This window comes from Streptomyces avidinii, from assembly GCF_014650695.1.
Lineage (GTDB): Bacteria > Actinomycetota > Actinomycetes > Streptomycetales > Streptomycetaceae > Streptomyces > Streptomyces avidinii.
This window is the reverse complement of sequence record NZ_BMVL01000001.1, coordinates 289,498-312,262: the sequence shown is the minus strand read 5'-3', so window position 1 is coordinate 312,262 and position 22,765 is coordinate 289,498. Positions and strand designations below refer to the sequence as shown.

Genomic DNA, 22,765 nt, shown 5'->3' with positions numbered 1-22,765 from the left:
TGAGGTGAAGAGGCGGGACCGACCCGCTCGGGGCGGGGTCGGTGGGCGGGGCGGGGCGGGGTCGCCCACCCGCACCCCGCCCACCCCAAATCCCCCGCGCGACACCGACAAGAATGCGCGGGTACTTCTGGTGAAGATCAACATCGTTCGGTCGGGTCGCGCTCGCCGAGGATGGAGGAAGGGCCCAACCCGATTGAGAACGGGTGCGGTTCGCCTCGTCGCCGACGGAGCCACCGGCCGGTCGGAAACCGTCCATCATGATCCCCGCACACGAAGGACCCCACGAGTGAGCCTCCGCGAGATCAAGCCCGGCAACCGCGGCTACCTGTACGTCAACAGCCACCCGACCGGCTGCAGGGCGGTGGTCGACCGCATGTGGGAGCAGGCGCCGGAGCCGGCCGGCGACCGGCCCGGTCCGGTCGCCCTCGTCATCGGTTCGAGCGCCGGCTACGGACTGGCCGCGACCCTGGTGGGACTGCGCGCCCACCGGATGCGAGGGCTCGGTATCGCCTTCGAGGCCGCCGAGACCGAGCGCCGCACCGCCGGCGCGGGCTGGTACCGCACCGCCCGGACCGCCGAACTCGCTGCCGGGGCCGGCGTCGACTTCACCTTCCTCAACGGCGACGCCTTCTCCGACGCCGTCAAGGACGAGGCCGTGGGCCGGCTCGCCGCCCGCTTCGGCAAGGTCGACCTGCTCATCTACAGCATCGCGGCCCCGCGTCGCACGGACCCGCTGACCGGCGAGGTCCACCACTCGGTCATCAAGCCGCTCGGCACCGACTACCGCGCCAAGACCCTCGTGTTCGAGGAAGGCGTCCCGCGGGTGGGCGAGTTGCACCTGCAGCCCGCGGACGAGGCCGAGCGCGACGCGACCGTGCAGGTCATGGGCGGAGCCGACTGGCAGATGTGGATCGACGCCCTGCAGTCGAAGGGCCTGCTCGCCGACGGCTTCCGGACCGTCGCCCTCTCGTACGTCGGCTCCGACATCACCGCGCCCATCTACCGGGCCGGAACCATCGGCGCCGCCAAGCAGCACCTGGAAGACACCGCCCGCGCCATCAACACCCGCCTCAAGGGCACGGGCCACGCCCACACCGTCGTCGCAGGTGCGGCCGTCACCCAGGCCTCCACCGCCATCCCGAGCATCGCGCTCTACACCGGCATCCTTCACCGCGTCACCGGTGACCGCTGGCAGGGCACCGTCGACCAGGCGGCGGACCTGTGGCGCCGCCTCACCGGTGACGCCGAGCTCGGCCTGGACGACCGGGACCGCATCCGGCTGGACGGCTGGGAGATGGATCCGGAGGTTCAAGCCGCCGTCCGCGCCACGTGGGACCGGGTCGACTCCGACACCATCGCCGCCGGCGCGGACACCCGCTGGTTCCGCGAAGAGGTCGGCCGGCTCTACGGCTGGGAGGTTCCCGGCGTGGACTACGGGGTCGCGGCCGAGACCACCGTCCCCTGGCCCGCCGAGGTCCGACCCACCACCTCCGCCAGTGCCCCCAGCGCACGGGTGAACGCCGTCTCCGGGGGCGCCGCGTAGCCGACCACCAGGCCCTCGCGGGGTGGCGTCGGCGCGGCCGGGTGGCGGTAGGACGAGAGGCCGTCCAGAGCCAGCCCCGCGGCGTGGGCCGCCGCGAGGGCCCGGGCCTCGTGGCCCGGCGGGAGTTCCACGACCGCGTGCAGCCCGGCCGAGATGCCGGTCACCCGGACCTCCGGGGCGCGTGCCGCCAGTACGGCGACCAGCTGGTCGCGGCGGTCCCGGTAGCGCAGCCGCATCCGGCGGACGTGACGGTCGTACGCCCCGCACTCGATGAAGTCGGCCAGCGCCAGCTGGTCCAGCGCGCTCGCCCAGGACTCCCGCAGGCCCTTCGCGGCCAGGACCTGGTCGCGGAGGTGGTCCGGGAGGACGAGCCAGCCCAGGCGGAGCGCGGGGGAGAGGCTCTTGCTCAGCGAGCCCGCGTACACCACGTGTTCGGGGGCCAGTCCCTGCAGGGCGCCGACGGGTTTGCGGTCGTAGCGGAACTCCCCGTCGTAGTCGTCCTCCACGATCACGCCACCGGCCGCGCGGGCCCATTCCACCGCGGCGGCGCGCCGTGCGGGCAGCAGGCGGGCGCCGGTCGGGAACTGGTGCGCCGGAGTGAGCAGCAACGTGCCGGCCCGGGCCGGGAGTTCTGTCGTCCGGGCGCCGTCCTCGTCGACCTCGACGGGGTGCGGGCGGACGCCGGCGGTCCGGAGGATGTCGTGGTGGAAGGGGAGCCCGTACGCCTCGACGGCCCAGTCGCGGGGCCGGACGGACGCCAGGAGCCGCAGTCCGTTGGCGAAGCCCGAGCAGATCACGATGTTCTCGGGGGCGCAGCGCACGCCCCGGGCCCGGGCGAGGTAGCCCGCGAGGGCCCGCCGCAGTTCGGGGCGGCCCTGCGGATCGCCGGGGCCGAAGGCCTCGGTGGGCGCCTCCGCCAGGGCCCGGCGGGCGCTGGCGGCCCAGGGGCCCCGCGGGAAGGAGGCCGGGTCGGGTTTGCCCTGGAGCAGGTCGTGGCGCAGCCGCGCCGGCGCGGGACCGGCCGCGTCGGCCGGGACGCCGGCGGTCGCGACTCCCTCCGCGACCCGGGTACCGGATCCCTGGCGGGCCGTGAACCAGCCCTCGGCGACCAGTTCGGCGTACGCGTCGGCGACGGCGTTGCGGGCCAGCCCGAGGTCCGCGGCCAGGGTCCGGTACGGCGGCAGCCGGGTGCCGCCGGCGAGTCGCCCGCTGCGTACGGCGTTGCGCAGGGCCTGGGCGAGGGCGGTCCGCCGGGCGCCCTCGGCGGGGAGGTCGAGGTGCAGGTCGGAGCCGCCCGGGTCGGGGGTGGTCATGGGCGCGGCTCCATGGCGAAGACGGTGTGGGTGGCCGTCAGGAAGCGGCGTACGATCTCCCGTTCGGCGGGATCGAAGGAGTCGAGCACCTGGAGCACCCCGTCGATCAGGGGGCCGAAGAAGTCGCGGCCCAGACGGATCGCCGCCGGCTCCACGCGCAGCAGGATCCGGCGCCGGTCGTGGTCGTCGCGGACCCGTGCCACGTGGCCGAGCCGTTCGAGGCGGTCGATCACGGCGGTGGTGCCCGCGGAGTTGAGGCCGAGCCGGGTGCCGAGCAGCCCCGCGGTGGCCGCCTCGCCCGCGCGGGCCGCGTCCAGCAGGCAGATCAGTGCGCGTACGTCGGTGGGGTGCATGCCGTTGCGCGCGGCGAAGTCCGCCTGGCGCAGGCCGAACTCGACGGTCACCGCCCTCAGTAGGTGCACCAGCCGGAGGTTGTCCGGCTCCGGTTTCGCCGCGTGGTTCGCTTCGTCGTGCACATCGACTCCTGTCCAGTGCCATTCCCCGCTAATATCTCGCTGAGCGAGATTATCGCCCAGCGAGATACTGGACGAGGCATTGGAGCGGGACATGCCCCGAACGTCTTCCACGTCTTCCACGTCTTCCACGGCCTCCTTCCGCGCCGCCTACGAGGCCGCGCTCGGCCAGTGGCCCGGCCCCGTCGAGGCCGTCGACCTGCCCACCCCCTACGGGGTCACCCGCGTCAACCGCTGCGGACCCGCGGGCGCCCCTCCGCTGGTGCTGCTGCCCGGCGGAGGGGCCACCTCCACCGTGTGGGGGGCCTGCGCCGCCGCCGGGGCGGCCCGCACCCACCGGGTGCACGCCGTGGACCTGGTCGGGGACCCCGGGCTCAGCGTCCCGGCGCCCGGGCGGCCGATCAGAACCGTCGGGGACCTGGTCGGATGGCTCGACGCGGTCCTCGACGCGGTCGTCGACGGGCTCCAGGACGGACTCCAGGACGGGCCCGGCCCGCACGGGCCGGTGACCCTCGGCGGCCACTCGTACGGGGCCTGGATCGCGGCCCACTACGCCGCCCGGCGTCCGGCCCGGCTCCGGCGCCTCGTGCTGCTCGACCCGACCCAGGTGTTCGCCGGGCTGCGCCCCGGCTACGTCCTGCGCGCGCTGCCCGTGCTGGCGCGGCCCACCCCGGAGCGGATTCGCTCCTTCCTCACCTGGGAGACCCGCGGGGCCGTGCTCGAACCGGCCTGGCTGCGGCTGCAGGAGGAGACCGCCCGCTTCCCGGGCGTCCGGCCGGTCACCGGGCCGCGCCCGGACCCGGCCGAGCTCGCGGGCCGGCAGGTCGACGTCGACGTCCTCTTCGCCGAGCAGGCCCGCTGCCACGACTCCGGCCGCGCGGCCCGCGCCGCGCGCGAGGCGCTGCCGGGCGCGCGCGTCGACGTACTGCCCGGGGTCGCGCACCACGCGCTGCCGCTGACGGCCGCTGCGGAGATCGCCCGACGCGTCCTCTAGCCCTTGCGCGACAGGGCCTCGCGGACGGCCTCCTCGGAGCGGGCGACCACGGCCGTGCCGTCCTCGGCCGTGATGATCGGGCGCTGGATGAGCTTCGGGTGGGCGGCCAGGTGGGCGATCCAGAGCCCGCGCGCCGCGTCGGTCTCCTCGCGCGGCAGCTCCCGTACTCCGGTCTCCTTCGCGAGCGGGTCCGAGGTGCGCGTGATGTCCCAGGGCTCCAGCCCGAGGCGGCCGAGCACCTCGCGGATCTCGTCCTCGGAGGGCACGTCCTCCAGGTAGCGGCGCACCGTGTACTCGGCGCCCTCCGCGTCCAGCAGGGTCAGGGCGCTGCGGCACTTGGAACATGCGGGATTGATCCAGATCTCCATGGCGCGAACCCTACCCAGAGCCGGTCTGGCCAGGGTCTTCTGTCAGTGGTCCCCGGTAAAATCGAGGGAGAACGACAGGAAGCCAACTACCGTTTGGGAGGCTGTAGATGGCCACTGCCACCACCGTCCAGCACGTCAAGAAGAAGCCGCTGCCGGCGGGCCTGCCCCGCGAGTGGTACGAGAGCCACAACCGCCGTCTGAAGGCGATGCGGCTGGCCATATCCCTGCTCGACTCGGGGACGTACGACGCCCGGCGCGCCACCAACCGGAAGATCCGGACGATGGCCGTCCGGACGGGGATCCACCGGCCGTCGAATGTCACCTGCAAGATGGTGCGCGCGTTCATCATGGAGTCGTAGGCAGAAGGGCCGGCCGCCCTAGCCGGCGGCCGGAACCTCTCCGTCCAGCGAGAGCAGCAGCAGGGCCACGTCGTCGTGCGGACCGCCGTCCGTGAAGGCCGCGAGGTCCCGCCACACCGCCCCGACCAGGCCCGCCGGGTCCCGCGCCAGTACGGGCACCCGGTCGGCCAGCGGGTAGAAGTGCCCGGTCACGTCCCGGGCTTCCGTCACGCCGTCGGTGTGCAGCAGCAGCTGGTCCCCGGGGCGCACCGGCAGCTCCGTCACCCTCAGCGGGGTCGGGCCGGCGAGGCCCAGGCCCAGCGGCGGCCCCGGATCCACGGCCACCTCCTCGACCAGCCGTCCGCGCATCCGCAGCGCCGGTGGATGCCCGCACGACACGATCCGTACGCGGTCCAGCCCGGGCGGGAACTCCACCAGCACCGCCGTCGCGAACAGCTCCGGATGTTCGACCGAGGTGGCCGCCGCGTCCGCCACCAGGCGCCGGTCCAGCCGGGCCGCGACCGCCGCCAGCCCGGCGTCGTCGATCACGCCCTCGCGGAAGGCCCCGAGCAGCGCCGCCACCGTGCCGACCGCCGCCAGGCCGTGCCCCTGCACGTCCCCGACCAGCGCCCGCACCCCGTACGGCCCGGCCCGTACGTCGTACAGGTCGCCGCCGACCAGCGTGCCCTGCTGCGCCGCCCGGTAGAGGCCCGAGCAGCGCACCGGACCCACCCGCTCCGGTACCGGTGGAAGGACGGCGAGCTGGGCCGCCTCCGCCACCGTCCGTACGCTGACCAGCTGCGCGTCCCGGCGCTGCCGGACCCAGGCGATCACCACGCTGAGCACGCCGACGACGGCCACCGTGGCCAGGTCCGTTCCCCGGGCGTGCGCCACACCGAGCTCGTGCACCCCCAGCAGCAGCAGCACGACGGCGGCGAAGACGGCGGTCCCGGCCGCCCCGTACGCGAAGGCGGCCACCGGGGGCAGCCCGGCCAGGAAGAACCCGAGCTCCACATCGCCCGGGGTGATCGCCTGGGCCAGGACCAGCACGACCAGGGCGACCGCGGGCGCGATCCGGGCCCAGCGCGGCGGCGGCTCGCCGCGCAGCCAGCCCGTCTCCTGACGTCGGCGTCTCACTACTCCACCCTGGTACGGGGGCGGGGCCCGCGCACCCCGGACCGGTCCGCCGGGTGGCCCCGTACGCCCCGGGCCGCGACAGTGGGGGCGTGACGGCGAGCGAAGGCGCGGGCGAAGGCAGGGGCGACGGCAGGGGCGACGGCACGGGCAGGCGGCCCACCCGGGCGCACATCGAGGCGCACGGCGCGGGCGGCGGGACGCAGAGCGCGGAGATCAGCACACGGCTCAACTGGCTGCGCGCGGGTGTGCTCGGCGCCAACGACGGGATCATCTCCACCGCGGGCCTGGTGGTCGGCGTGGCGGGGGCCACCACCTCGCGCTCGGCGATCCTGGCGGCGGGTGTCGCCGGGCTGCTGGCGGGATCGCTGTCGATGGCGGCGGGGGAGTACGTCTCCGTCAGCTCCCAGCGGGACTCCGAGCGGGCCGCGCTGGACCTGGAGCGCCGGGAACTGGCCGAGGAACCGGCGGCGGAGCTCGACGAGCTGACCGACCTGCTGGCCGAGCGGGGGCTCAGCCGGGACGTGGCGCGGGAGGCCGCCGAGCAGCTGACGGAACGGGACGCGCTGCGGGCCCACGCCCGGGTGGAGCTCGGCATCAACCCGGACGAGCTGGCCAACCCGTGGCACGCGGCCTTCGCCAGCCTCGTCGCCTTCACGGTGGGGGCGCTGCTCCCGTTGCTGGCGATCATCCTGCCGGGGCCGTCGGTGCGGGTGCCGGTGACGGTGGTCGCGGTGCTCGCGGCGCTCACGCTGTGCGGCGTGATCAGTGCGCGGCTGGGCGGGGCGCCCGTGCCGAGGGCGGTCGCGCGCAACGTCCTGGGCGGCGCCCTGGCCATGGCGGTCACCTACACGGTGGGCACCTGGCTCGGCACGACCACCTGACCGGGCCCCGCCCCGGCCCGGCCGGACATCGGGGCTCCGCCCCGGACCCCGCGCCTCACACGCCGGCGGGCCGGTGTTTCAGCCCCGCCGGCGCTTGAGGCGCGGGCGCGGAGCGCCGTGTGGTGGCCCGGGCCGGGCTCGGCCCGTGGGGAAAACGGGGCGGCACACCCCCCGAATCCCGCCGAGCCCGCGCAGCGGCCCGGCAGGATGGGGGCATGCGGATTGCTGTCACCGGGGCGACCGGGCTCATCGGAAGTGCACTCGTGCGGTCCCTGCGGGCGGACGGGCACGAGGTGGTGCGGTTCGTGCGGCGGGAGCCGGTCGGGGCGGACGAGGCGCGGTGGGATCCGGCAGGCGGGTACGTGGACCCGGCCGGGCTGGCCGGCTGCGGAGCCGTCGTGCACCTGGCCGGGGCCGGGGTCGGGGACCACCGGTGGACGGCTGCGTACAAGAGGGAGATCCGCGACAGCCGGGTGCTCGGCACCGCCGCGCTCGCGAACGCCCTCGCCGCCCTCGACGAGCCGCCCGCGGTCCTGGTCAGCGGTTCCGCCGTCGGCTACTACGGGGACACCGGCGACCGGCCCGTCGACGAGGACGCCCCGGCCGGGCAGGGGTTCCTGCCCTCGGTGTGCGTGGAGTGGGAGGCGGCGGCCGACGCCGCCCAGGAGGCCGGGATCCGGACGGCGTTCGCCCGTACCGGCCTGGTCGTCGCCCGCGAGGGCGGAGCCTGGGGGCGGATGTTCCCCCTCTTCCGCGCCGGTCTCGGCGGCCGGCTCGGCAACGGCCGCCAGTACTGGTCGTACATCTCGCTCCGCGACGAGGTCGCCGCTCTGCGGCACATCATCGACACCCCCGCCCTGTCCGGCCCGGTCAACCTGACCGCTCCGGAGCCGCTGACCAACCGGCAGGTCACCGAGGTCATGGCCCGGGTGCTGCACCGGCCCGCGGTGCTGCCCGTACCGGCCGTGGCGCTGCGCGTCGTGCTCGGGGAGTTCGCCGAGGACGTGCTGGGCAGTCAGCGGGCCCGGCCCGCGCGGCTGCTGGAGTCCGGCTTCGTCTTCCGCGATCCGGGCATCGAGCAGGCGATCCGCGCCGCACTGCCCTCCCCCTGAGGGCTCCCCGGGAGCCCCACGAGATCCGCGTGCGACCACCGTGCGACCGTTTGTGATCCGTATGCGACCGTCGTGCGACCGGACTTGACCGCAATACCACACCGAACTCGGGTTCCCCTTTAGCCGGTTGGGGGAAGGAGGATCCCCACACAGCCGCGCCGACCTCGGGGAGGGGCACGTGCTCAGCAGCGCACACCATGCCGCACACCATGCGGACGTCGTCATCGTAGGAGCCGGAGTCTCAGGACTCGCGGCAGCGCAGCACCTGATCGCAGCGGGAGTCACGGTCACCGTCCTGGAGGCCGCGGACGACCCCGGCGGACGGATGGCCACCGAGTCCGCCGACGGGTTCCGGCTGGACCGGATCGGCCAGTTGCTCAACACCTCGTACACGGAGCTCGAACGCACCCCCGGCCTGCAGGCCCTGACCCTGCGACCGTTCACACCGGGAGTCCTCGTCCACACCGACGGGAAACAGCTTCGGGTCGGGGTCCTCACCCCGGCCCGGGCCCTGGCCAGCGGCTCCCTCGACCAGGCCCGGATCAGCGCCGCCCTCGGCCGGCTCGCCACGCTGCCCGAGGAGAAACTGCTCGCCCGGCCCGAACGCACGGCGTACGCCGCCCTGCGCTCCCGCGGGCTGCCACCGCGCACCCTGCACGGGGCGCTCCGCCCGCTCCTGGCCACCCTGCTGCGCGACCCGGAGCTCAGCACGTCCAGCCGGGTCGCCGACCTCGCCCTGCGCACCTTCGCCCGCGGCCGGCTCGCCGTGCCCGAGGGCGGCGCGGCGGCCCTGCCGGACCTGCTCGCCGCCGCCCTGCCCCCCGGCACCGTACGCACCGGGGTCCGGGTCCGGTCGGTGGCGACCAACCTGGTCACCACTGAGGAGCACGGCGACTTCCGCTGCCGCTCCGTCCTCCTGGCCACCGGAGCCCGGGCCGCCGCCGAGCTGCTGCCCGGCCTGCGCGTGCCCGCCTTCCACGAGGTCACCGTCCTGCACCACGCCACCGCCGCGCCCCTGCCCAGGGACGGCTCGCTGCTCCTGGACGGGGACCCCAGGTGGCCCGTCGCCCACACGGCCGTGATGAGCGCGGTGGACCCGACGCGGGCCCCGGCCGGCCGGAGCCTGGTCACCACCACCGTGCTCGGCCCGCCGCCGCCCGCGCGCTCGGTCGCCTCCCGGCTGGCCCGGCTCTACGACACCCCCACCCGCGAGTGGGAGCTGCTGGCCGTCCACCACACCCCGGAGGCGGTACCCGCGATGCCCCCGCCCCACGACCTGCGGCGTCCCGTACGGGTACTGGCCGGGCTGTACGTATGCGGTGACCACCGCGACACCAACACCGTCCAGGGAGCCCTGCACTCGGCCCGCCGCGCCGCCGGCGCCGTCCTGCGCGACTTCGGCATCCCGCTCCCGGTCGCCCCGGAGCCCGCCCTTCCGGTGGCGGCCTGAGAACCACAGACGCCCCCGGGGGCCCGGTCCCGCCACGGGACCGGGCCCCTGCTGCGCGTCCGCTCAGGACAGGGCCGCCACCCGGTCCCGGTAGGTCCGCACGGCCGAGGCGTCCCGGTACGGCTCCAGCCGCCGCTCGAAGTCCCGTACGTACTCCACCGCGCGCACCGACCGCATCTCCATCGCCTGCTGCGCCGCCTCCGCGCCCAGCGCGCACGCCTGGTCCAGCTCGCCCAGCCCCAGCCGGGCCGTGGCCAGCACCACCCGGCAGAACAACCGGGACCGCGCGTACCCGGGCGCCCGCAGCTGCAGGGACCGCTCCGCGTGCTGCGCCGAGGCCCGGTACTGCTGGAGGTCCCGGTGGCAGTGCCCGAACTCGTCCGCCAGCTGCGCCTCGTCGAAGGGCCGCGCCCAGTGCGGTACGTCGTCCCCCGGCCGGGCCGCGCCCAGCGCCCGCTCGGCCCGCACCAGGGAGGCGGTCGCCGCGCGGACCTCGCCGAGAACCGCGTGTCCGCGCGCCTCGGCCGAGTGGAGCAGCGCCTGGACCACCGGCGGCGGGCCGGAGCCGACGCCCTGCTGGGCCACCCGGGCCAGCTGGACGGCCTCGCGGCCGTGGCCGAGGTAGACCGCCTGCCGGCTCATGGTGACGAGCACGTACGAGCCGTACGGGCGGTCGGCGGCCGCCTGCGCGAGCCGCAGCGCCTGCACGAAGTACCGCTGGGCCAGCCCGTGCGCGGCGATGTCGTAGGAGGTCCAGCCCGCGAGCCGGGTCAGATCGGCGGCGGCCGAGAACAGCCGCCGCCCGGTGGTCTCCCCGTAGGTCCCGCGGAGCATCGGCTCGGCCTCGTGCTCCAGGTAGCGCACCAGGGCCTGCCGGGCGTGCCCGCCGCCGTAGGCCTGGTCCAGGGTCCGGAACAGCTCGCTCACCGATCTCAGCGCGGCGATGTCCCCGCCGGTCACGCGCTGCCCGGGGCCGCGGTCGATCTGGCGCTGCCGGGGCACCGAGGCCCGCCCCTGCAGCGGGACGCGGGCCGCCGCGGGCTCCGCGCCCCGGCCGACCCGTTCGTCGGCCCGCCCGATGAGCCAGTCGCGGCTGGGCACGACCAGCCCGGCGGGGGTGAAGGCGATCTTCCGGAGCTCGGCGTGCGAGCCGGAGTCCTTGCGCCACAGCCCGCTCGCGATGTCGACGGCCTCCTCGGGGGTGGCCGCGAACTCCAGGCCCGCGTAGACGGGCGCACAGGCGTCCAGGCCCAGGTCCTGGGCGGAGAGCCGCCGTCCGAGGCGCCGCGTGAACACCTCGGCGATCAGCGCGGGGGTGGTGCCGCGTGGCTGCTGCCCGCGCAGCCATCTGGTCACCGAGGTTTTGTCGTACCGCAGATCAAGACCGTGCTCCAGGCCGAGCTGGTCGACACGGCGGGCGAGCCCGGCGTTGGAGAACCCGGCTTCCGCGATCAGCGCCGCGAGCTGCCGGTTGGGGACGCGCTGGGCAGGTCGTTCCGTCATCGGCTCCACGGTCTCCTGACGTGACGGACCGGGGTCCCGGCCCTGTGAACGGCGTGAATGTAGCGGCGAACTTCGCCGATGCCGCCCTCTCTGCCCCACATTCATCCGATCGTGTGCAGAATGCGTAGGGTCCTTTACGGACCGGACCCCTCCGCCCGCGTACGCTGCGGCCCATGACCCCTCGGCCCCACGGGGCGCACCTCCCCGAGGAGCGAACCGAATCCACAGCCCCCCTGTCCCCGCCCGAACTGACCGAGGCGGAGTGCCGGCGCTGCGGCACCTACATCGCGGGGCTCGACGGCCGGTACGCGTGCGGGGTGTGCGGCTGGGTCAACGACCACTCGGAGGGCCACCGGCGCCTGCCGCGCGCCGACGAGGACCCGGACCGGCCGCCCAAGGGGCGGCGCCGGCCGAAGCAGCTGCCGTGGCCCCCGGTGGAGCCTGCGCCGGGGTCCTGAAGGAGCCCCGGAGGCGGCCCCGGGAGCGGCTCGAAGGGGGCCCGAAGGGGCCGGGACGGGCCGCCGTACCCTTGCTCAGTGAGGTACGTGCACACAGCAGGTTCAATGAGGAGGCGCTGCGGTGGCTGAGCTTGGGTTTGTCCATCTGGGCTTCGGGCCGGAATCCGTCGAGTACACCCGGGCCTGGGAAGAGCAGCGCAGGGTGCACGCCGCCCGCTTCGCGGACGAGATCGAGGACACCTGCCTGCTGCTGGAGCACCTGCCGGTCTACACGGCGGGCCGGCGCACCGACCCCAGCGAGCGCCCGCTCGACGGCACTCCCGTCGTCGACGTGGACCGCGGCGGCAAGATCACCTGGCACGGGCCGGGCCAGCTGGTCGGCTACCCGATCATGAAGCTGCCCCGCCCGGTCGACGTGGTCGCACACGTCCGCCGCCTCGAAGAGGCCCTGATCCGCACCGCCGCCGAGTTCGGCGTGGAGACCACCCGGGTCGAGGGCCGCTCCGGCGTCTGGGTCCTGGGCGACCCGGTCGAGGAGCGCCCCACGATCGGCGGCCTCTCCCTGGAGTTCGACCCCCGGCTGCACGACGAGGAGTTCGACGCGCGGCTGAACGGCCCCGAGTACGCCCCGTCCAACGCCGGCCAGCGCCGCGAGGACCGCAAGCTCGCCGCCATCGGCATCCGGGTCGCCAAGGGCGTCACGATGCACGGCTTCGCGATCAACGTGAACCCGGACAGCACCTGGTTCGACCGGATCATCCCCTGCGGGATCCGGGATGCCGGTGTGACCTCGCTCTCCTACGAGCTGGGCCGCGAGATCACCATCGCCGAGGTGCTGCCGGTGGCCGAGCGCCATCTGAAGGACGTACTGGAGCACGCCGAACTGCGCCCCCGCGAAATCGAGCCGGTCGCGGGCGCCTAGCCCTCGGGAATGCGGCCGGTCGCTCGCAGGTTGGCCGACGTAAGAGCGTACGAAATTACGGGCGTACCCTGGTGGGCGCCCGAACAATCGAAGTCACAGGGAGCCGGTCGTGTCCGCAGTCGCACCCGACGGACGCAAGATGCTGCGCCTGGAGGTCCGTAACGCCCAGACCCCCATCGAGCGCAAGCCCGAGTGGATCAAGACCCGGGCGAAGATGGGTCCCGAGTACACCAAGATGCAGGCCCTGGTGAAGGGCGAAGGACTGCACACGGTGTGCCAGGAAGCCGGTTGTCCGAACATCTACGAATGCTGGGAGGACCGCGAGGCCACCTTCCTCATCGGTGGTGACCAGTGCACCCGGCGCTGTGACTTCTGCCAGATCGACACGGGCAAGCCCGAGGCGCTGGACCGTGACGAGCCGCGGCGCGTCGGCGAGTCCGTGGTCACGATGGACCTGAACTACGCCACCATCACGGGCGTCGCGCGCGACGACCTGGCCGACGGCGGCGCCTGGCTGTACGCGGAGACCGTGCGCCAGATCCACCAGCAGACGGCGGGCCGCGAGAGCGGGCACACCAAGGTCGAGCTGCTGGCCCCCGACTTCAACGCGGTCCCGGAGCTGCTGGAGGAGGTCTTCGCCTCCCGCCCCGAGGTCTTCGCGCACAACGTCGAGACGGTGCCGCGGATCTTCAAGCGGATCCGCCCCGGCTTCCGCTACGAGCGCTCGCTCGAAGTGATCACCAAGGCCCGCGCCTACGGCCTGGTGACCAAGTCGAACCTGATCCTCGGCATGGGCGAGGAGCGCGAGGAGGTCTCGCAGGCCCTGAAGGACCTGCACGAGGCCGGCTGCGAGCTCATCACCATCACCCAGTACCTGCGGCCCTCGCCGCGGCACCACCCCGTGGAGCGCTGGGTGAAGCCGGCCGAGTTCGTGGAGCTGGCGAAGGAGGCCGAGGAGATCGGCTACTCCGGCGTGATGTCCGGCCCGCTGGTCCGGTCCTCGTACCGGGCGGGCCGCCTGTACCAGCAGGCGATGGAGAAGCGCGCGACTGTTTGATCGCATGCGCGATCGGCCGTGCGGCGAACGTGTGAAGTCGCACACAAAGCGTTACTAACGAGTAACACCGCACTGACGCGGCCCCTAGGCTCTTTCTCGAGGAAGAGTCCGGCGGGCCGCGTCAGTGTTTGCAACGTGTACATCACATTTGACCGACCGGTCACGCCCTGGTAACACCAGTCAGTGACGCTTGGTCCACGCACCGCACACACCGCTCGCATCACGCCGAGGCGAGCATCGTGAAAGGGATCGACATCATGCAGGCCGCGCCCGTACGCGCCATTGCCATCCCGACCTTCTCCGACGCCTTCCGGGGCATTGAGTCCCTGCTGATGAGCGGGGCCCGCCGCAACGCCTGGACGGCGGTCCTGGAGGACCGCAAGCGGGCCAAGGACCGGGTCGAAACCGAACATGTACTTGAGGCCGCGGCTACCCGAACCCCGCAGGCCACGTAAACTTCGCTGTATGGCGAGGAAGTCAAACGCAGAGACTGCTGCGAACCCCGGGCGACTGAAGCAGATCGCCCTCACGTACAAGATGACGCGCAAGGCCGACCCGAAGGTCGGTCTGATCGTCGCGGGCGTGGGAATCGTCACCTTCGGTGTCTTTCTCGCGATCGGCTTCCTGACCGGGCTCGCGCTCTATCTGGGCATCCTGGGATTCCTGGTGGCGTTCCTCGCGATGGCGATCGTCTTCGGGCGACGGGCCGAGCGGGCCGCCTTCGGGCAGATGGAAGGGCAGCCGGGAGCGGCCGCGGCCGTACTGGACAACGTGGGACGGGGCTGGACGACCACCCCGGCCGTCGCGATGACCCGACAGCAGGACATCGTCCACCGGGCCGTCGGCAAGGCCGGCGTCGTGCTGATCGCCGAGGGCAACCCGAACCGCGTGAAGCCGCTGCTCGCGAACGAGAAGAAGAAGCTGGCCCGGATCATGCCGGACGTGCCGGTCCACGACTTCATCGTGGGCACGGGCGAGGGCGAGGTGCCGCTCAAGAAGGTGCGCACCACCCTGCTCAAGCTGCCGCGCGTGCTGGCCGGACCCCAGATCACCCAGGTCAACGACAAGCTGCGGGCCATGGGCGACCTCATGAGCAACATGCCGCTGCCGAAGGGCCCCATGCCGAAGGGCATGAAGATGCCGCGCGGCGGAAAGATGCGCTGACCCGGTCACCTGATTTTCGTATACGACACAGGGGTGCCCCCCGAGCCCGAAGGCTCGGGGGGCACCCCTGTGTCGTATGTCCGTGTCGACGTCCTAGATGCGGACCTGGACCGCGCGGGCCAGCCGGTCGTGCAGGCCGCGGCCGTCCCGGTCCCAGATCAGCGCCGGGACGACCAGGGCCAGCAGCACCGTGCGCAGGACCACCCGGACGATGCCGAGGCGGCCGCCGGACTCCGAGATCACCCGGAGGCCGAGGATCCGCTTGCCGGGGGTGAAGCCCACGGTGCCGACCGTCAGGATGGTGAGGGCCACGAAGAGCCCGAGGGTCCAGTTGCCCGCCGCGGCCAGATTGCCGCCGGTGATCAGCCCGTAGGCAATCAGCTGGCAGCCGATCCAGTCGATCGCGACGGCGCCGAGCCGGCGCCCGAACCGAGCCACCGAGCCGGGCCCCTGCTGGGGCAGACCGAGCCGCTGGCCCGGATAGCCGAAGTCGACGCCCATGTCCTCGGCGGCCGCGCGGGGGCCGGAGAGCCAGGATCCGATTGCCTGTCTGTTGTCCACCCGAACACGGTACCCGTGGCGTCGCACGGCCCTCCGCCCGGACCCTGGTTAACTTGTGCGAAACAAATGGGTCATGCTTGGGAAATCCCGTCTGCTTATGGTCGGGTCAGCGTGCGGCACCGCACTGACGCACCACGAGCTATAAAGCCCGTCCCTGCCCCGGGGCCGGGAGTAGGAGGAGTTGGATGTTCAAGAACGCCGACGAAGTGACGCAGTACATCAAGGAGAACGACGTCAAGTTCGTTGACGTCCGCTTCTGCGACCTGCCTGGTGTGATGCAGCACTTCACCATCCCGGGGCGCGCGTTCGACCCGAACGAGGAGCTGGCCTTCGACGGCTCCTCGATCCGCGGCTTCCAGGCGATCCACGAGTCCGACATGGCGCTGCGTGCCGACATCAGCACCGCGCGTCTGGACCCGTTCCGCAAGGACAAGACGCTCAACATCAACTTCTTCATCCACGACCCGATCACGGGCGAGGCCTACAGCCGCGACCCGCGCAACATCGCGAAGAAGGCCGAGGCGTACCTCGCCTCCACCGGCATCGCCGACACCGCGTTCTTCGGCCCCGAGGCCGAGTTCTACGTGTTCGACAGCGTGCGCTTCGCGACCTCCGCGAACGAGAGCTTCTACCACATCGACTCCGAGGCCGGCGCCTGGAACACCGGCTCCGAGGAGAACAACCGTGGTTACAAGGTCCGCTACAAGGGTGGTTACTTCCCCGTAGCCCCGGTCGACCACTTCGCCGACCTGCGCGCCGAGATCTCCCTGGAGCTCGACGCCCAGGGCCTCCAGGTCGAGCGCCAGCACCACGAGGTCGGCACCGGCGGCCAGGCCGAGATCAACTACAAGTTCAACACGCTGCTCGCCGCGGCCGACGACCTGATGCTCTTCAAGTACATCGTGAAGAACGTCGCCTGGCGCAACGGCAAGACCGCGACCTTCATGCCGAAGCCGATCTTCGGTGACAACGGCTCGGGCATGCACGTGCACCAGTCGCTGTGGGCGAACGGCGACCCGCTGTTCTACGACGAGGCCGGCTACGCGGGCCTGTCGGACACCGCGCGCTACTACATCGGCGGCATCCTCAAGCACGCCCCGTCGCTGCTGGCGTTCACCAACCCGACGGTGAACTCCTACCACCGCCTGGTCCCGGGCTTCGAGGCGCCGGTCAACATGGTGTACTCGCAGCGCAACCGCTCCGCCGCCATGCGCATCCCGATCACGGGCTCGAACCCGAAGGCCAAGCGCGTCGAGTTCCGCGCCCCGGACCCGTCGTCCAACCCGTACCTCGCCTTCTCGGCGCTGCTGCTCGCGGGCCTCGACGGCATCAAGAACAAGATCGAGCCGATGGAGCCGATCGACAAGGACCTCTACGAGCTCTCGCCCGACGAGCACGCGAGCGTCCCGCAGGTCCCGACCAGCCTCGAGGACGTCCTCAAGGCCCTGGAGGAGGACCACGAGTACCTCCTGGCCGGCGGTGTCTTCACCCCCGACCTGATCGAGACCTGGATCGACTACAAGCGCACGCACGAGATCGCCCCGATCGCGCTGCGCCCGCACCCGCACGAGTTCGAGCTGTACTTCGACCTCTAGAAGGCGAGGTCGGGTGACCTGAACGGCCCGCCCCGACCGACCGACGCCTGAGCTGTGTCAGCACAGCAGTGGGGCCGCCACTCCGTCCGGAGCGGCGGCCCCACTGGCTTGTGAGCGCTGTCCTCATCGGAGAGGACCCGGACCGGCGTGCGGGCTACGCCGCGGGCACCTCGGGGATGCGCCAAACGATGTGGAACCGCTCGGCGTCGGGAAGCCCGAGCGGGGCCACCGGGCTGATCTGCTTGATCAGGTAGCCGAAGACCATGTGATGGGCCTCCTCCGACACCTCGCCCCAGGTGTGGGGAGTCACGATCATCACCTCGCGCATCAGGCTCAGATCCGACTCGTTCTCGAGCATCTCCGCCCGGTCGTCCCTGTCCATTGCCTCGTCGGCACGCATGGCACGGATCGACTCCGCGAGGAGATTCGGCTCGCGGCCGAGTCGCCGCAGAATCTCCCGGCAGCCGTACTGGAAGGCCGCGTAAGCCTCCATGGCCTCCCGGTCGGGATTGCGGTAGCCGTACGGCGCACCCTCCTCCGCGCCGACGTAGTCACCCTTCAGTGTGTGCAGCAGGACCCTCATCGCATGTTCGGCCCCCTGCTCCTCGATGAGCCGCGCCATTCCGTGGACCCATTGGTCCTCGGGGATCAGCGGCTCGTGCGGGACGGTGAGCGAGGGATGGATCTCGATGGCGCTGAAAGGGTTGACCAACGTGCCCATGACCAGCTCTGGCGTCCACGTGCCGTCCTCACCTCCCCAGCCGCCGTGGACGAGCTCCTGGAACGACTTCAGCGCGCCGGAGTCCCCCTCGCCGATCGTGCGCCACAGCAGCAGGAACCTGGCTGTCTCGGAGTCCTCGTCCCGGGGCGGGCTGCACAGTCCGGCCAGGACGACGACGATGTCGTGGACGGTCTCCCAGCGCGGTACCCGTATCCCGTTGACGGCGGAGCGAACGGTCTCATGGCTGGCGTCCGATAACTGGTCATCGCGGCTGCGGATGAGCGCGCTCACCTTCCGGAAGCTCAACCGGCCTGCCGAGCGGTGCAGCTCCTGCAACGCTTCTGCCAACTCTCGTTGTCGCCCTGCCGGTTGGGTTGGGGTGGGAGCGGTCAAGGGGATTCCTCCCTGTTCACGGTGTCAAGTTCCGTCAACACGGTAGAAGCCGCAGGCCAGGGCCGAGTCAGTATTCGTCAAGTTCGCCGGTCGGCCCGCCAAACCGTGACTCGCGGCCGAGCGGCGAGGTGAGCATGGAGAAGGCGCCGACGGAGCGCCTTCGCCCAAGGAGTTGCCGCCCATGCACATCCCTGCCTATGCCCATGACGCGATCCGCGCCGCCGCGCTGCCCAGCATGCCCACGTCCCGGCAGGTGGGCGGCTTGGACTGCTGCTTGTGCGACAAGCCGTTCGGCAAGGACCTCGCCGCCATACCGCTCGGGCCGACACCTAGGTCCGGGCTGTTCGGGTGTCGCCCCTGTCTGACCCGGTCGGTAACCCGGGCTCGACGGTCCCGCGACGCCGCGCGGACCCACGACGCCGAGCGGGCCCGAGCGGAGTCCGCGGCCTGGATGCCGGTACGCGAACGCCACCTCGCCCGGCTCGACAGTGTGCGGCAGGCCGCCGAGGCCGTGGCGGGGCTGGCGCGGGGCACAGATGTCGAGGCACTGCGCGTCGCCTGGCTCCTGGTCTCGCTCGAGTCCGCGTACACCTGGGTCCCCGATACTCCGGAGCCACCCGCGTCTGTGGATCGTAAGGACTCGGAGATGAAGGACGAGGCCTTTCGGCTCGACCTGGCCATGATCGCGGCACGGGAGGCGGTGGCGGAGCGGCTGGCCTATCACCTTCTCAACGAAGCGCAGCCCGAGGAGCCGGAGATGTGCGAGGAGTTCGAATGCCCGGAAGACTGCTCGGGACGCCACGACTCCACGCACATCGACTGCGGGCCGGACTCGGTCTTCGAAGATCTGGCGCATCACGGCATCACCGTGGAGCAGCCCGAGCCCGAATCCCTGGCGCCTCGACTCGCAGCCCTCTTGGGGAGGACCGAGGCCGAAGAGAAGCACTCGCCGCTTCCGGACATCGAGGAGCAGGCCCCCGTCGTCCTGGCACACCACGGGATCGACGCGGACGACACGGCCGTCCTGGTGAGCGCGGCGGCGGTCGGCCTGGTGGCCGACGCCTGGCGAGAGGGGCCTCTGGATGTGATCCACGCGGCCGACGACGGGCCGAGCGACGGGGAGATCTTCGCTCAGAGCATCGATCTGTACCGCAGGGCCCGCGCAGCCCTGGTGGGCGCGAAGGAGGACGGGCCCGAGGTGTTGCTCGCGTTCGTGGCTGTAGCCTCGAACGTGGACCTTCCCTGGGCCGGCGGCTCGCGCTTCGCGATGCGGACGGTGTCCGCATCCACGGCGGAGTTCGTCCAGCACGTCGACGACCGGGTCCGGTTCACCGCGGAGGTGATGCGGGAACAGGGCTGGCGCGCGGGAGTGCTGCACAGAGCGGCTTCGGCCGTGTTCAAGGCTCCCGCTCACTTCGGAATGCCGGGCTGGCCCGGCGTCGTCGCCTCGGCGATGGAACGTCTCGCCCTACTTGACCGGTCGGATGCGCCCGGGGCGCTGGCCGACCTCGCGGCGGTGGAGGTTTCCTTGCTGGAAGCGCCCGACCGGCTGGGGGCGGACGCCCTCGACTGGATTTCTCACCACGCGCTGCTCGGTTGGCGCGCCCCGTGAACTGGGACAACCTCAGCCTGGTCATCCTTGCCGCCTTCGGGTGCCTCACGCTCCTGCTGCTACAGGTGGGCGAGGTGCTGGCGAAGCTTCCGGAGATCATCCGTGCTTGGCGTGACGTACGGAACGAGCTGCGCAACGGGGCGGATCATGACTGCCGGAGGGCCACGCAGGAGCAGGAGGGCGATGAGTGTGGAGGGCCGTCCGCGCGGAGTGCCGACGAGTAACCGCTCGACGCGCTCGCCGTGTGTCGCGAGGTGTACCGGTTGTGCGGAAGCAATTCCATACTGTGCCCCGACCACTGGAAATGCCTGATGAAAGGCCCCCTGCGACTCTCCACGGAGAGCGGCAGGGGGCCTTTCCGCTTTGACAGGGCCGCATGGGCGAGTGAGGGTGGAAATGACCTAAAAGCCCCATAAGCGAGACATGTGCGGAGGTGCATGAGAATGCGCCGTAAGATCGTTGCGGCAGCCATGACGGGCGCCGCGGGAATCGCGATAGGTCTGCTGCCCGTCGCAGGCGCCTCGGCCTCGGTCGTCACCGGTGGTGGCGGCGGTGGCGGGAACGGCGGCTACGACTGCTACCGGTACCCCTCGAACCGCTCCGACGCCCGGTGGAACTGGTGCTGCGACCGCGACTGGCGTGACCGTCCGAGCTGGTGCTGGGACCAGGGCGGTGTCGGCGGGTACAACGACAGCTGGCGCGACAACAACAGCTGGCGCGACGCCAGTTGGCGTGACTCGAACTGGTCGAACTGGAACGACTCCGGCCGTGGTGGCAACGGCGACTGGGGCAACCACAACGACTGGGGCAACGGTCGCGGCGGCAACGGTGACTGGGGCGGCGGCCGCGGTGGTGACGGCGGCAACGGCGGCGGCAACTGGGGCGGCGGTGGCAACGGCGGCGACGGTGGCGGCAACTGGGGCGGCGGCGGTGGCGGCGGTAACTGGACCGGCGGCGGCGGCGGAGGGGGCGGCGGTGGCGGTGGTGGCGGCTGGGGTGGCCGCTGAACCCCACCGGCAGACCTAGGGCCGCAGGCCCGAGCCGACGGTGCCTCTGCTCCGGACCTCAGTCCAGGAGCAGGGGCATCGCCCCTGTGAGGTCCCGCAGGCAGCGGACCGCGAGTTCCGCGGGGGAGCCGGGGCCCGAGACCGGGGCGTCCGTCGTCGACCACAGCTCCAGCGAGACGCGGATCGCGTCCGTGGCCGCCGCCGCGAGCAGGCGCACCTCCAGGGCGTCCGCCTCCGGGCCCACCAGGCGGGTGATCACCGGTACCAGGTTCTCCTCGGAGTCCTGGTTCACGCGGTACCAGACCGCGCGCAGGGCCTGGTCGTCCGCCGCCGCGCGCAGCAGGCCGCGGGTCACCTCCAGGCCCTCCTCGACCGCCTGCTGCCCGCTCAGCGACCGGGTCACCGCGCGTTCCAGCGCCTCGGCCAGCGGTGTGCCGGGGTCCTCCTCGGCCAGCAGTGCGCGCCACGCGTCGCCGCCGCCCGCCAGCAGCGGGGCCACGGCCTCCTGCTTGTTGCGGAAGTAGCGGTAGAAGGTGCGCAGCGCCACCCCCGCACGGTGGGCGATGTCCTCGGCGGTGGTGCCGTCGGGGCCGTGTTCGGCGAAGAGTTCGCAGGCCGCGCGGGCGATGTCGAGCTGGGTGGCGGCCTTGCGGCGCTCGGTCAGCGACTGGGCTCCGGGGCCGGCCTGGGGAGAGTACGGACGAGGGGATCTCACGGTTGAAGCGTACCTTCCGGCCGCCTCGGTAATTGCGTTCTTTGTCGTCATGGCAAAACGTGTCATGCCTTCGGTACGCTCGCGCCATGAACCGTTACGAAGGACGTCGTGTCCTCATCACCGGCGGTGGCTCCGGCATCGGCCGGGCCACCGTCCACCGCATCCTCGCCGAGGGCGGCCGGGTCCACACCGTGGACGTCAACGAGGCCGGTCTGAAGGCGACCGCCGATCAGGCAGCCGCCGACGGCCACGCCGACCGGCTCACCACCGCGCTCCTCGACATATCCGACGAGAACGCCGTCAAGGAGGGTGTGGCCGCCGCGGTCGACACCCTCGGCGGGATCGACGTACTGGTCAACGCCGCCGGCATCCTGCGCTCCGCGCACACCCACCGGACCACGCTCGACCTGTGGAACCAGGTCATCGGGGTCAACCTGACCGGCACCTTCCTGATGATCCGCGAGTCCCTCCCGGCGCTGCTCGCCGGCGACCGGCCGGCCGTCGTGAACTTCAGCTCCACCTCGGCGTCCTTCGCCCACCCCTACATGTCCGCCTACGCGGCCAGCAAGGGCGGCATCCAGTCCATGACCCACGCGCTGGCCGCCGAGTACAGCAAGCAGGGACTGCGCTTCGTCAGCGTCGCACCCGGCTCCATCGAGAGCGGGATGACCACCGGCAACGGCCCCGGCCTGCCGGAGGACACCGACTGGTCCCTCTTCGCCAAGCTCGCCCCGGCCCTCGGCCAGGGCTTCGCCGGCCCGCAGACCGTCGCCGGCGTCGTCGCCATGCTGGGCTCCGAGGACGGTGCGTTCATCACCGGCACGGAGATCCGCATCGACGGCGGCACGCACTACTGATCAGGCGCGGAACCGGTCCCACAGCCGGGGGAAGCGCTCCGCGAGCACGGCTTCGTTCTCGAAGTCCAGCGGGGCGCCCTCCGGCTCCGCCGCCTGCAGCGGGATGCCCAGATCGGGCGCCACCGCCCCGGTCAGCTGCTCGTACGCCTCGTCGGCCGCGTACCCCAGCTCCTCGCCGTCCCCGTCGATCTCCTCGTCGAAGTCGCCCAGGAGCTCCGCCAGCTGGTCGGGATCGTGCACCCCGCCCTCGAACACCTCCCGGCCCTGGCCGATGAGCCAGCAGCGGAAGTAGTCGAAGGCGTCGTCGCTCGCCCCGTCGAGCAGCACCCAGGCCGCGCCCCACAGGTCCCAGGTGTAGGCCCGGTTGTACCGGGACTCGAAGTGCCGGGCGAAGTCCAGGACGGAGTCCGGATCGAGTTGTGCGAGCCGCTCGACGAGCAGCTCGGCGTGTTCCTCGGGGTCGCCGTCGGCGGCCTCGCGGGAACGGTCCACGATCTCCCAGAACTCCGTCTCGTCCATCACCGCTCCAGCATCACGGGTTCACCCCCGCGCCGCCACCGCGCATACGGCCAAAGGCCGGTGTCCGTCCCC

The 22,765-nt window shown here is 72.3% G+C and carries 24 protein-coding genes; 15 read left to right on the top strand and 9 right to left on the bottom strand.

Going from position 1 to position 22,765, the window contains the following annotated elements; all coding sequences use genetic code 11:
* The first annotated feature begins 286 nt into the window (after window positions 1-286).
* The gene (fabV, locus tag IE257_RS01440; RefSeq protein WP_189963697.1) at window positions 287-1,543 is read left to right on the top strand and encodes an enoyl-[acyl-carrier-protein] reductase FabV; all 1,257 of its coding nucleotides are present in this window, start codon (window positions 287-289) and stop codon (window positions 1,541-1,543) included.
* Here fabV and pdxR read toward each other — a convergent pair.
* Together pdxR and IE257_RS01430 are read right to left on the bottom strand one after the other, a co-directional pair.
* Window positions 1,432-2,856, bottom strand: coding sequence for a MocR-like pyridoxine biosynthesis transcription factor PdxR (pdxR, locus tag IE257_RS01435; protein WP_189963695.1), 1,425 nt, complete (start codon window positions 2,854-2,856; stop codon window positions 1,432-1,434). The genes fabV and pdxR overlap by 112 nt on opposite strands.
* The gene (locus IE257_RS01430; RefSeq protein WP_229920047.1) at window positions 2,853-3,332 is read right to left on the bottom strand and encodes a MarR family transcriptional regulator; all 480 of its coding nucleotides are present in this window, start codon (window positions 3,330-3,332) and stop codon (window positions 2,853-2,855) included. The genes pdxR and IE257_RS01430 overlap by 4 nt, the downstream gene beginning before the upstream one ends.
* Window positions 3,333-3,423: 91 nt before the next feature.
* Here IE257_RS01430 and IE257_RS01425 point away from each other — a divergent pair, with 91 nt between their 5' ends.
* Complete coding sequence (locus IE257_RS01425; RefSeq protein WP_189963693.1) at window positions 3,424-4,323, top strand: alpha/beta fold hydrolase; 900 nt, start codon at window positions 3,424-3,426, stop codon at window positions 4,321-4,323.
* On the opposite strand, the gene IE257_RS01420 is transcribed toward IE257_RS01425, so the two are convergent.
* Window positions 4,320-4,691, bottom strand: coding sequence for an ArsC/Spx/MgsR family protein (locus IE257_RS01420; RefSeq protein ID WP_189963691.1), 372 nt, complete (start codon window positions 4,689-4,691; stop codon window positions 4,320-4,322). The two genes, IE257_RS01425 and IE257_RS01420, sit on opposite strands and share 4 nt — an antisense overlap.
* A gap of 107 nt (window positions 4,692-4,798) precedes the next feature.
* Between IE257_RS01420 and IE257_RS01415 the strand changes: the two genes are divergently transcribed.
* On the top strand, window positions 4,799-5,050 hold the full coding sequence (locus IE257_RS01415) for a hypothetical protein (RefSeq protein WP_030012991.1): 252 nt from the start codon (window positions 4,799-4,801) through the stop codon (window positions 5,048-5,050).
* An 18-nt stretch (window positions 5,051-5,068) separates the two neighbouring features.
* On the opposite strand, the gene IE257_RS01410 is transcribed toward IE257_RS01415, so the two are convergent.
* Window positions 5,069-6,166 (bottom strand): PP2C family protein-serine/threonine phosphatase, encoded by a 1,098-nt coding sequence (locus tag IE257_RS01410; protein WP_189963690.1) that lies wholly within the window; start codon window positions 6,164-6,166, stop codon window positions 5,069-5,071.
* A gap of 170 nt (window positions 6,167-6,336) precedes the next feature.
* On the opposite strand from IE257_RS01410, the gene IE257_RS01405 reads away from it, so the two are divergent.
* The 3 genes from IE257_RS01405 to IE257_RS01395 all read left to right on the top strand — a co-directional run bounded on the left by IE257_RS01405 (window position 6,337) and on the right by IE257_RS01395 (window position 9,609).
* A complete protein-coding gene (locus tag IE257_RS01405) occupies window positions 6,337-7,047 on the top strand; it encodes a VIT1/CCC1 transporter family protein (protein WP_189964703.1) in 711 nt (236 codons plus the stop codon).
* A 215-nt stretch (window positions 7,048-7,262) separates the two neighbouring features.
* Window positions 7,263-8,159, top strand: a complete 897-nt coding sequence (locus IE257_RS01400) for a TIGR01777 family oxidoreductase (protein ID WP_189963688.1) — start codon at window positions 7,263-7,265, stop codon at window positions 8,157-8,159.
* A gap of 178 nt (window positions 8,160-8,337) precedes the next feature.
* The gene (locus IE257_RS01395) at window positions 8,338-9,609 is read left to right on the top strand and encodes an NAD(P)/FAD-dependent oxidoreductase (RefSeq protein WP_189963686.1); all 1,272 of its coding nucleotides are present in this window, start codon (window positions 8,338-8,340) and stop codon (window positions 9,607-9,609) included.
* A gap of 63 nt (window positions 9,610-9,672) precedes the next feature.
* Here IE257_RS01395 and IE257_RS01390 read toward each other — a convergent pair whose 3' ends face one another.
* Window positions 9,673-11,112 (bottom strand): NsdA family TPR-like regulatory protein, encoded by a 1,440-nt coding sequence (locus tag IE257_RS01390; protein WP_189963684.1) that lies wholly within the window; start codon window positions 11,110-11,112, stop codon window positions 9,673-9,675.
* A gap of 173 nt (window positions 11,113-11,285) precedes the next feature.
* Here IE257_RS01390 and IE257_RS01385 point away from each other — a divergent pair, with 173 nt between their 5' ends.
* The 5 genes from IE257_RS01385 (at window position 11,286) to IE257_RS01365 (ending at window position 14,713) form a co-directional block, all read left to right on the top strand.
* Window positions 11,286-11,570 carry a hypothetical protein gene (locus IE257_RS01385; RefSeq protein WP_229920046.1) on the top strand — a complete coding sequence of 95 codons (285 nt, stop codon included), beginning with the start codon at window positions 11,286-11,288 and terminating at the stop codon, window positions 11,568-11,570.
* A 121-nt stretch (window positions 11,571-11,691) separates the two neighbouring features.
* The gene (gene lipB / locus IE257_RS01380) at window positions 11,692-12,492 is read left to right on the top strand and encodes a lipoyl(octanoyl) transferase LipB (RefSeq protein WP_189963682.1); all 801 of its coding nucleotides are present in this window, start codon (window positions 11,692-11,694) and stop codon (window positions 12,490-12,492) included.
* Window positions 12,493-12,601: 109 nt separating this feature from the next.
* On the top strand, window positions 12,602-13,549 hold the full coding sequence (gene lipA / locus IE257_RS01375) for a lipoyl synthase (RefSeq protein ID WP_189963680.1): 948 nt from the start codon (window positions 12,602-12,604) through the stop codon (window positions 13,547-13,549).
* A 257-nt stretch (window positions 13,550-13,806) separates the two neighbouring features.
* The gene (locus tag IE257_RS01370) at window positions 13,807-14,004 is read left to right on the top strand and encodes an SCO2195 family GlnR-regulated protein (protein WP_030389055.1); all 198 of its coding nucleotides are present in this window, start codon (window positions 13,807-13,809) and stop codon (window positions 14,002-14,004) included.
* 10 nt (window positions 14,005-14,014) lie between these two features.
* Window positions 14,015-14,713 carry a DUF4191 domain-containing protein gene (locus tag IE257_RS01365; protein WP_189963678.1) on the top strand — a complete coding sequence of 233 codons (699 nt, stop codon included), beginning with the start codon at window positions 14,015-14,017 and terminating at the stop codon, window positions 14,711-14,713.
* Between the two features lie 93 nt (window positions 14,714-14,806).
* Here the strand turns inward: IE257_RS01365 and IE257_RS01360 are convergent, their stop codons facing one another.
* The gene (locus IE257_RS01360) at window positions 14,807-15,274 is read right to left on the bottom strand and encodes an RDD family protein (protein ID WP_189963676.1); all 468 of its coding nucleotides are present in this window, start codon (window positions 15,272-15,274) and stop codon (window positions 14,807-14,809) included.
* A gap of 185 nt (window positions 15,275-15,459) precedes the next feature.
* Between IE257_RS01360 and glnA the strand changes: the two genes are divergently transcribed.
* The gene (gene glnA / locus IE257_RS01355) at window positions 15,460-16,869 is read left to right on the top strand and encodes a type I glutamate--ammonia ligase (protein ID WP_189963674.1); all 1,410 of its coding nucleotides are present in this window, start codon (window positions 15,460-15,462) and stop codon (window positions 16,867-16,869) included.
* A 154-nt stretch (window positions 16,870-17,023) separates the two neighbouring features.
* Here the strand turns inward: glnA and IE257_RS01350 are convergent, their stop codons facing one another.
* The gene (locus tag IE257_RS01350) at window positions 17,024-17,881 is read right to left on the bottom strand and encodes a hypothetical protein (protein ID WP_229920045.1); all 858 of its coding nucleotides are present in this window, start codon (window positions 17,879-17,881) and stop codon (window positions 17,024-17,026) included.
* A gap of 283 nt (window positions 17,882-18,164) precedes the next feature.
* On the opposite strand from IE257_RS01350, the gene IE257_RS01345 reads away from it, so the two are divergent.
* Together IE257_RS01345 and IE257_RS01340 are read left to right on the top strand one after the other, a co-directional pair.
* Window positions 18,165-19,595 (top strand): hypothetical protein, encoded by a 1,431-nt coding sequence (locus tag IE257_RS01345; protein ID WP_189963671.1) that lies wholly within the window; start codon window positions 18,165-18,167, stop codon window positions 19,593-19,595.
* A 443-nt stretch (window positions 19,596-20,038) separates the two neighbouring features.
* Window positions 20,039-20,602 (top strand): hypothetical protein, encoded by a 564-nt coding sequence (locus IE257_RS01340; RefSeq protein WP_189963667.1) that lies wholly within the window; start codon window positions 20,039-20,041, stop codon window positions 20,600-20,602.
* A gap of 58 nt (window positions 20,603-20,660) precedes the next feature.
* Here the strand turns inward: IE257_RS01340 and IE257_RS01335 are convergent, their stop codons facing one another.
* Entirely contained in the window at window positions 20,661-21,317 is a 657-nt protein-coding gene (locus IE257_RS01335) for a TetR/AcrR family transcriptional regulator (protein WP_189963665.1), read from the bottom strand.
* A gap of 86 nt (window positions 21,318-21,403) precedes the next feature.
* Between IE257_RS01335 and IE257_RS01330 the strand changes: the two genes are divergently transcribed.
* The gene (locus IE257_RS01330; RefSeq protein ID WP_189963663.1) at window positions 21,404-22,174 is read left to right on the top strand and encodes an SDR family NAD(P)-dependent oxidoreductase; all 771 of its coding nucleotides are present in this window, start codon (window positions 21,404-21,406) and stop codon (window positions 22,172-22,174) included.
* Here the strand turns inward: IE257_RS01330 and IE257_RS01325 are convergent, their stop codons facing one another.
* A complete protein-coding gene (locus IE257_RS01325; protein ID WP_052876275.1) occupies window positions 22,175-22,693 on the bottom strand; it encodes a DUF4240 domain-containing protein in 519 nt (172 codons plus the stop codon).
* Window positions 22,694-22,765 lie beyond the last annotated feature (72 nt).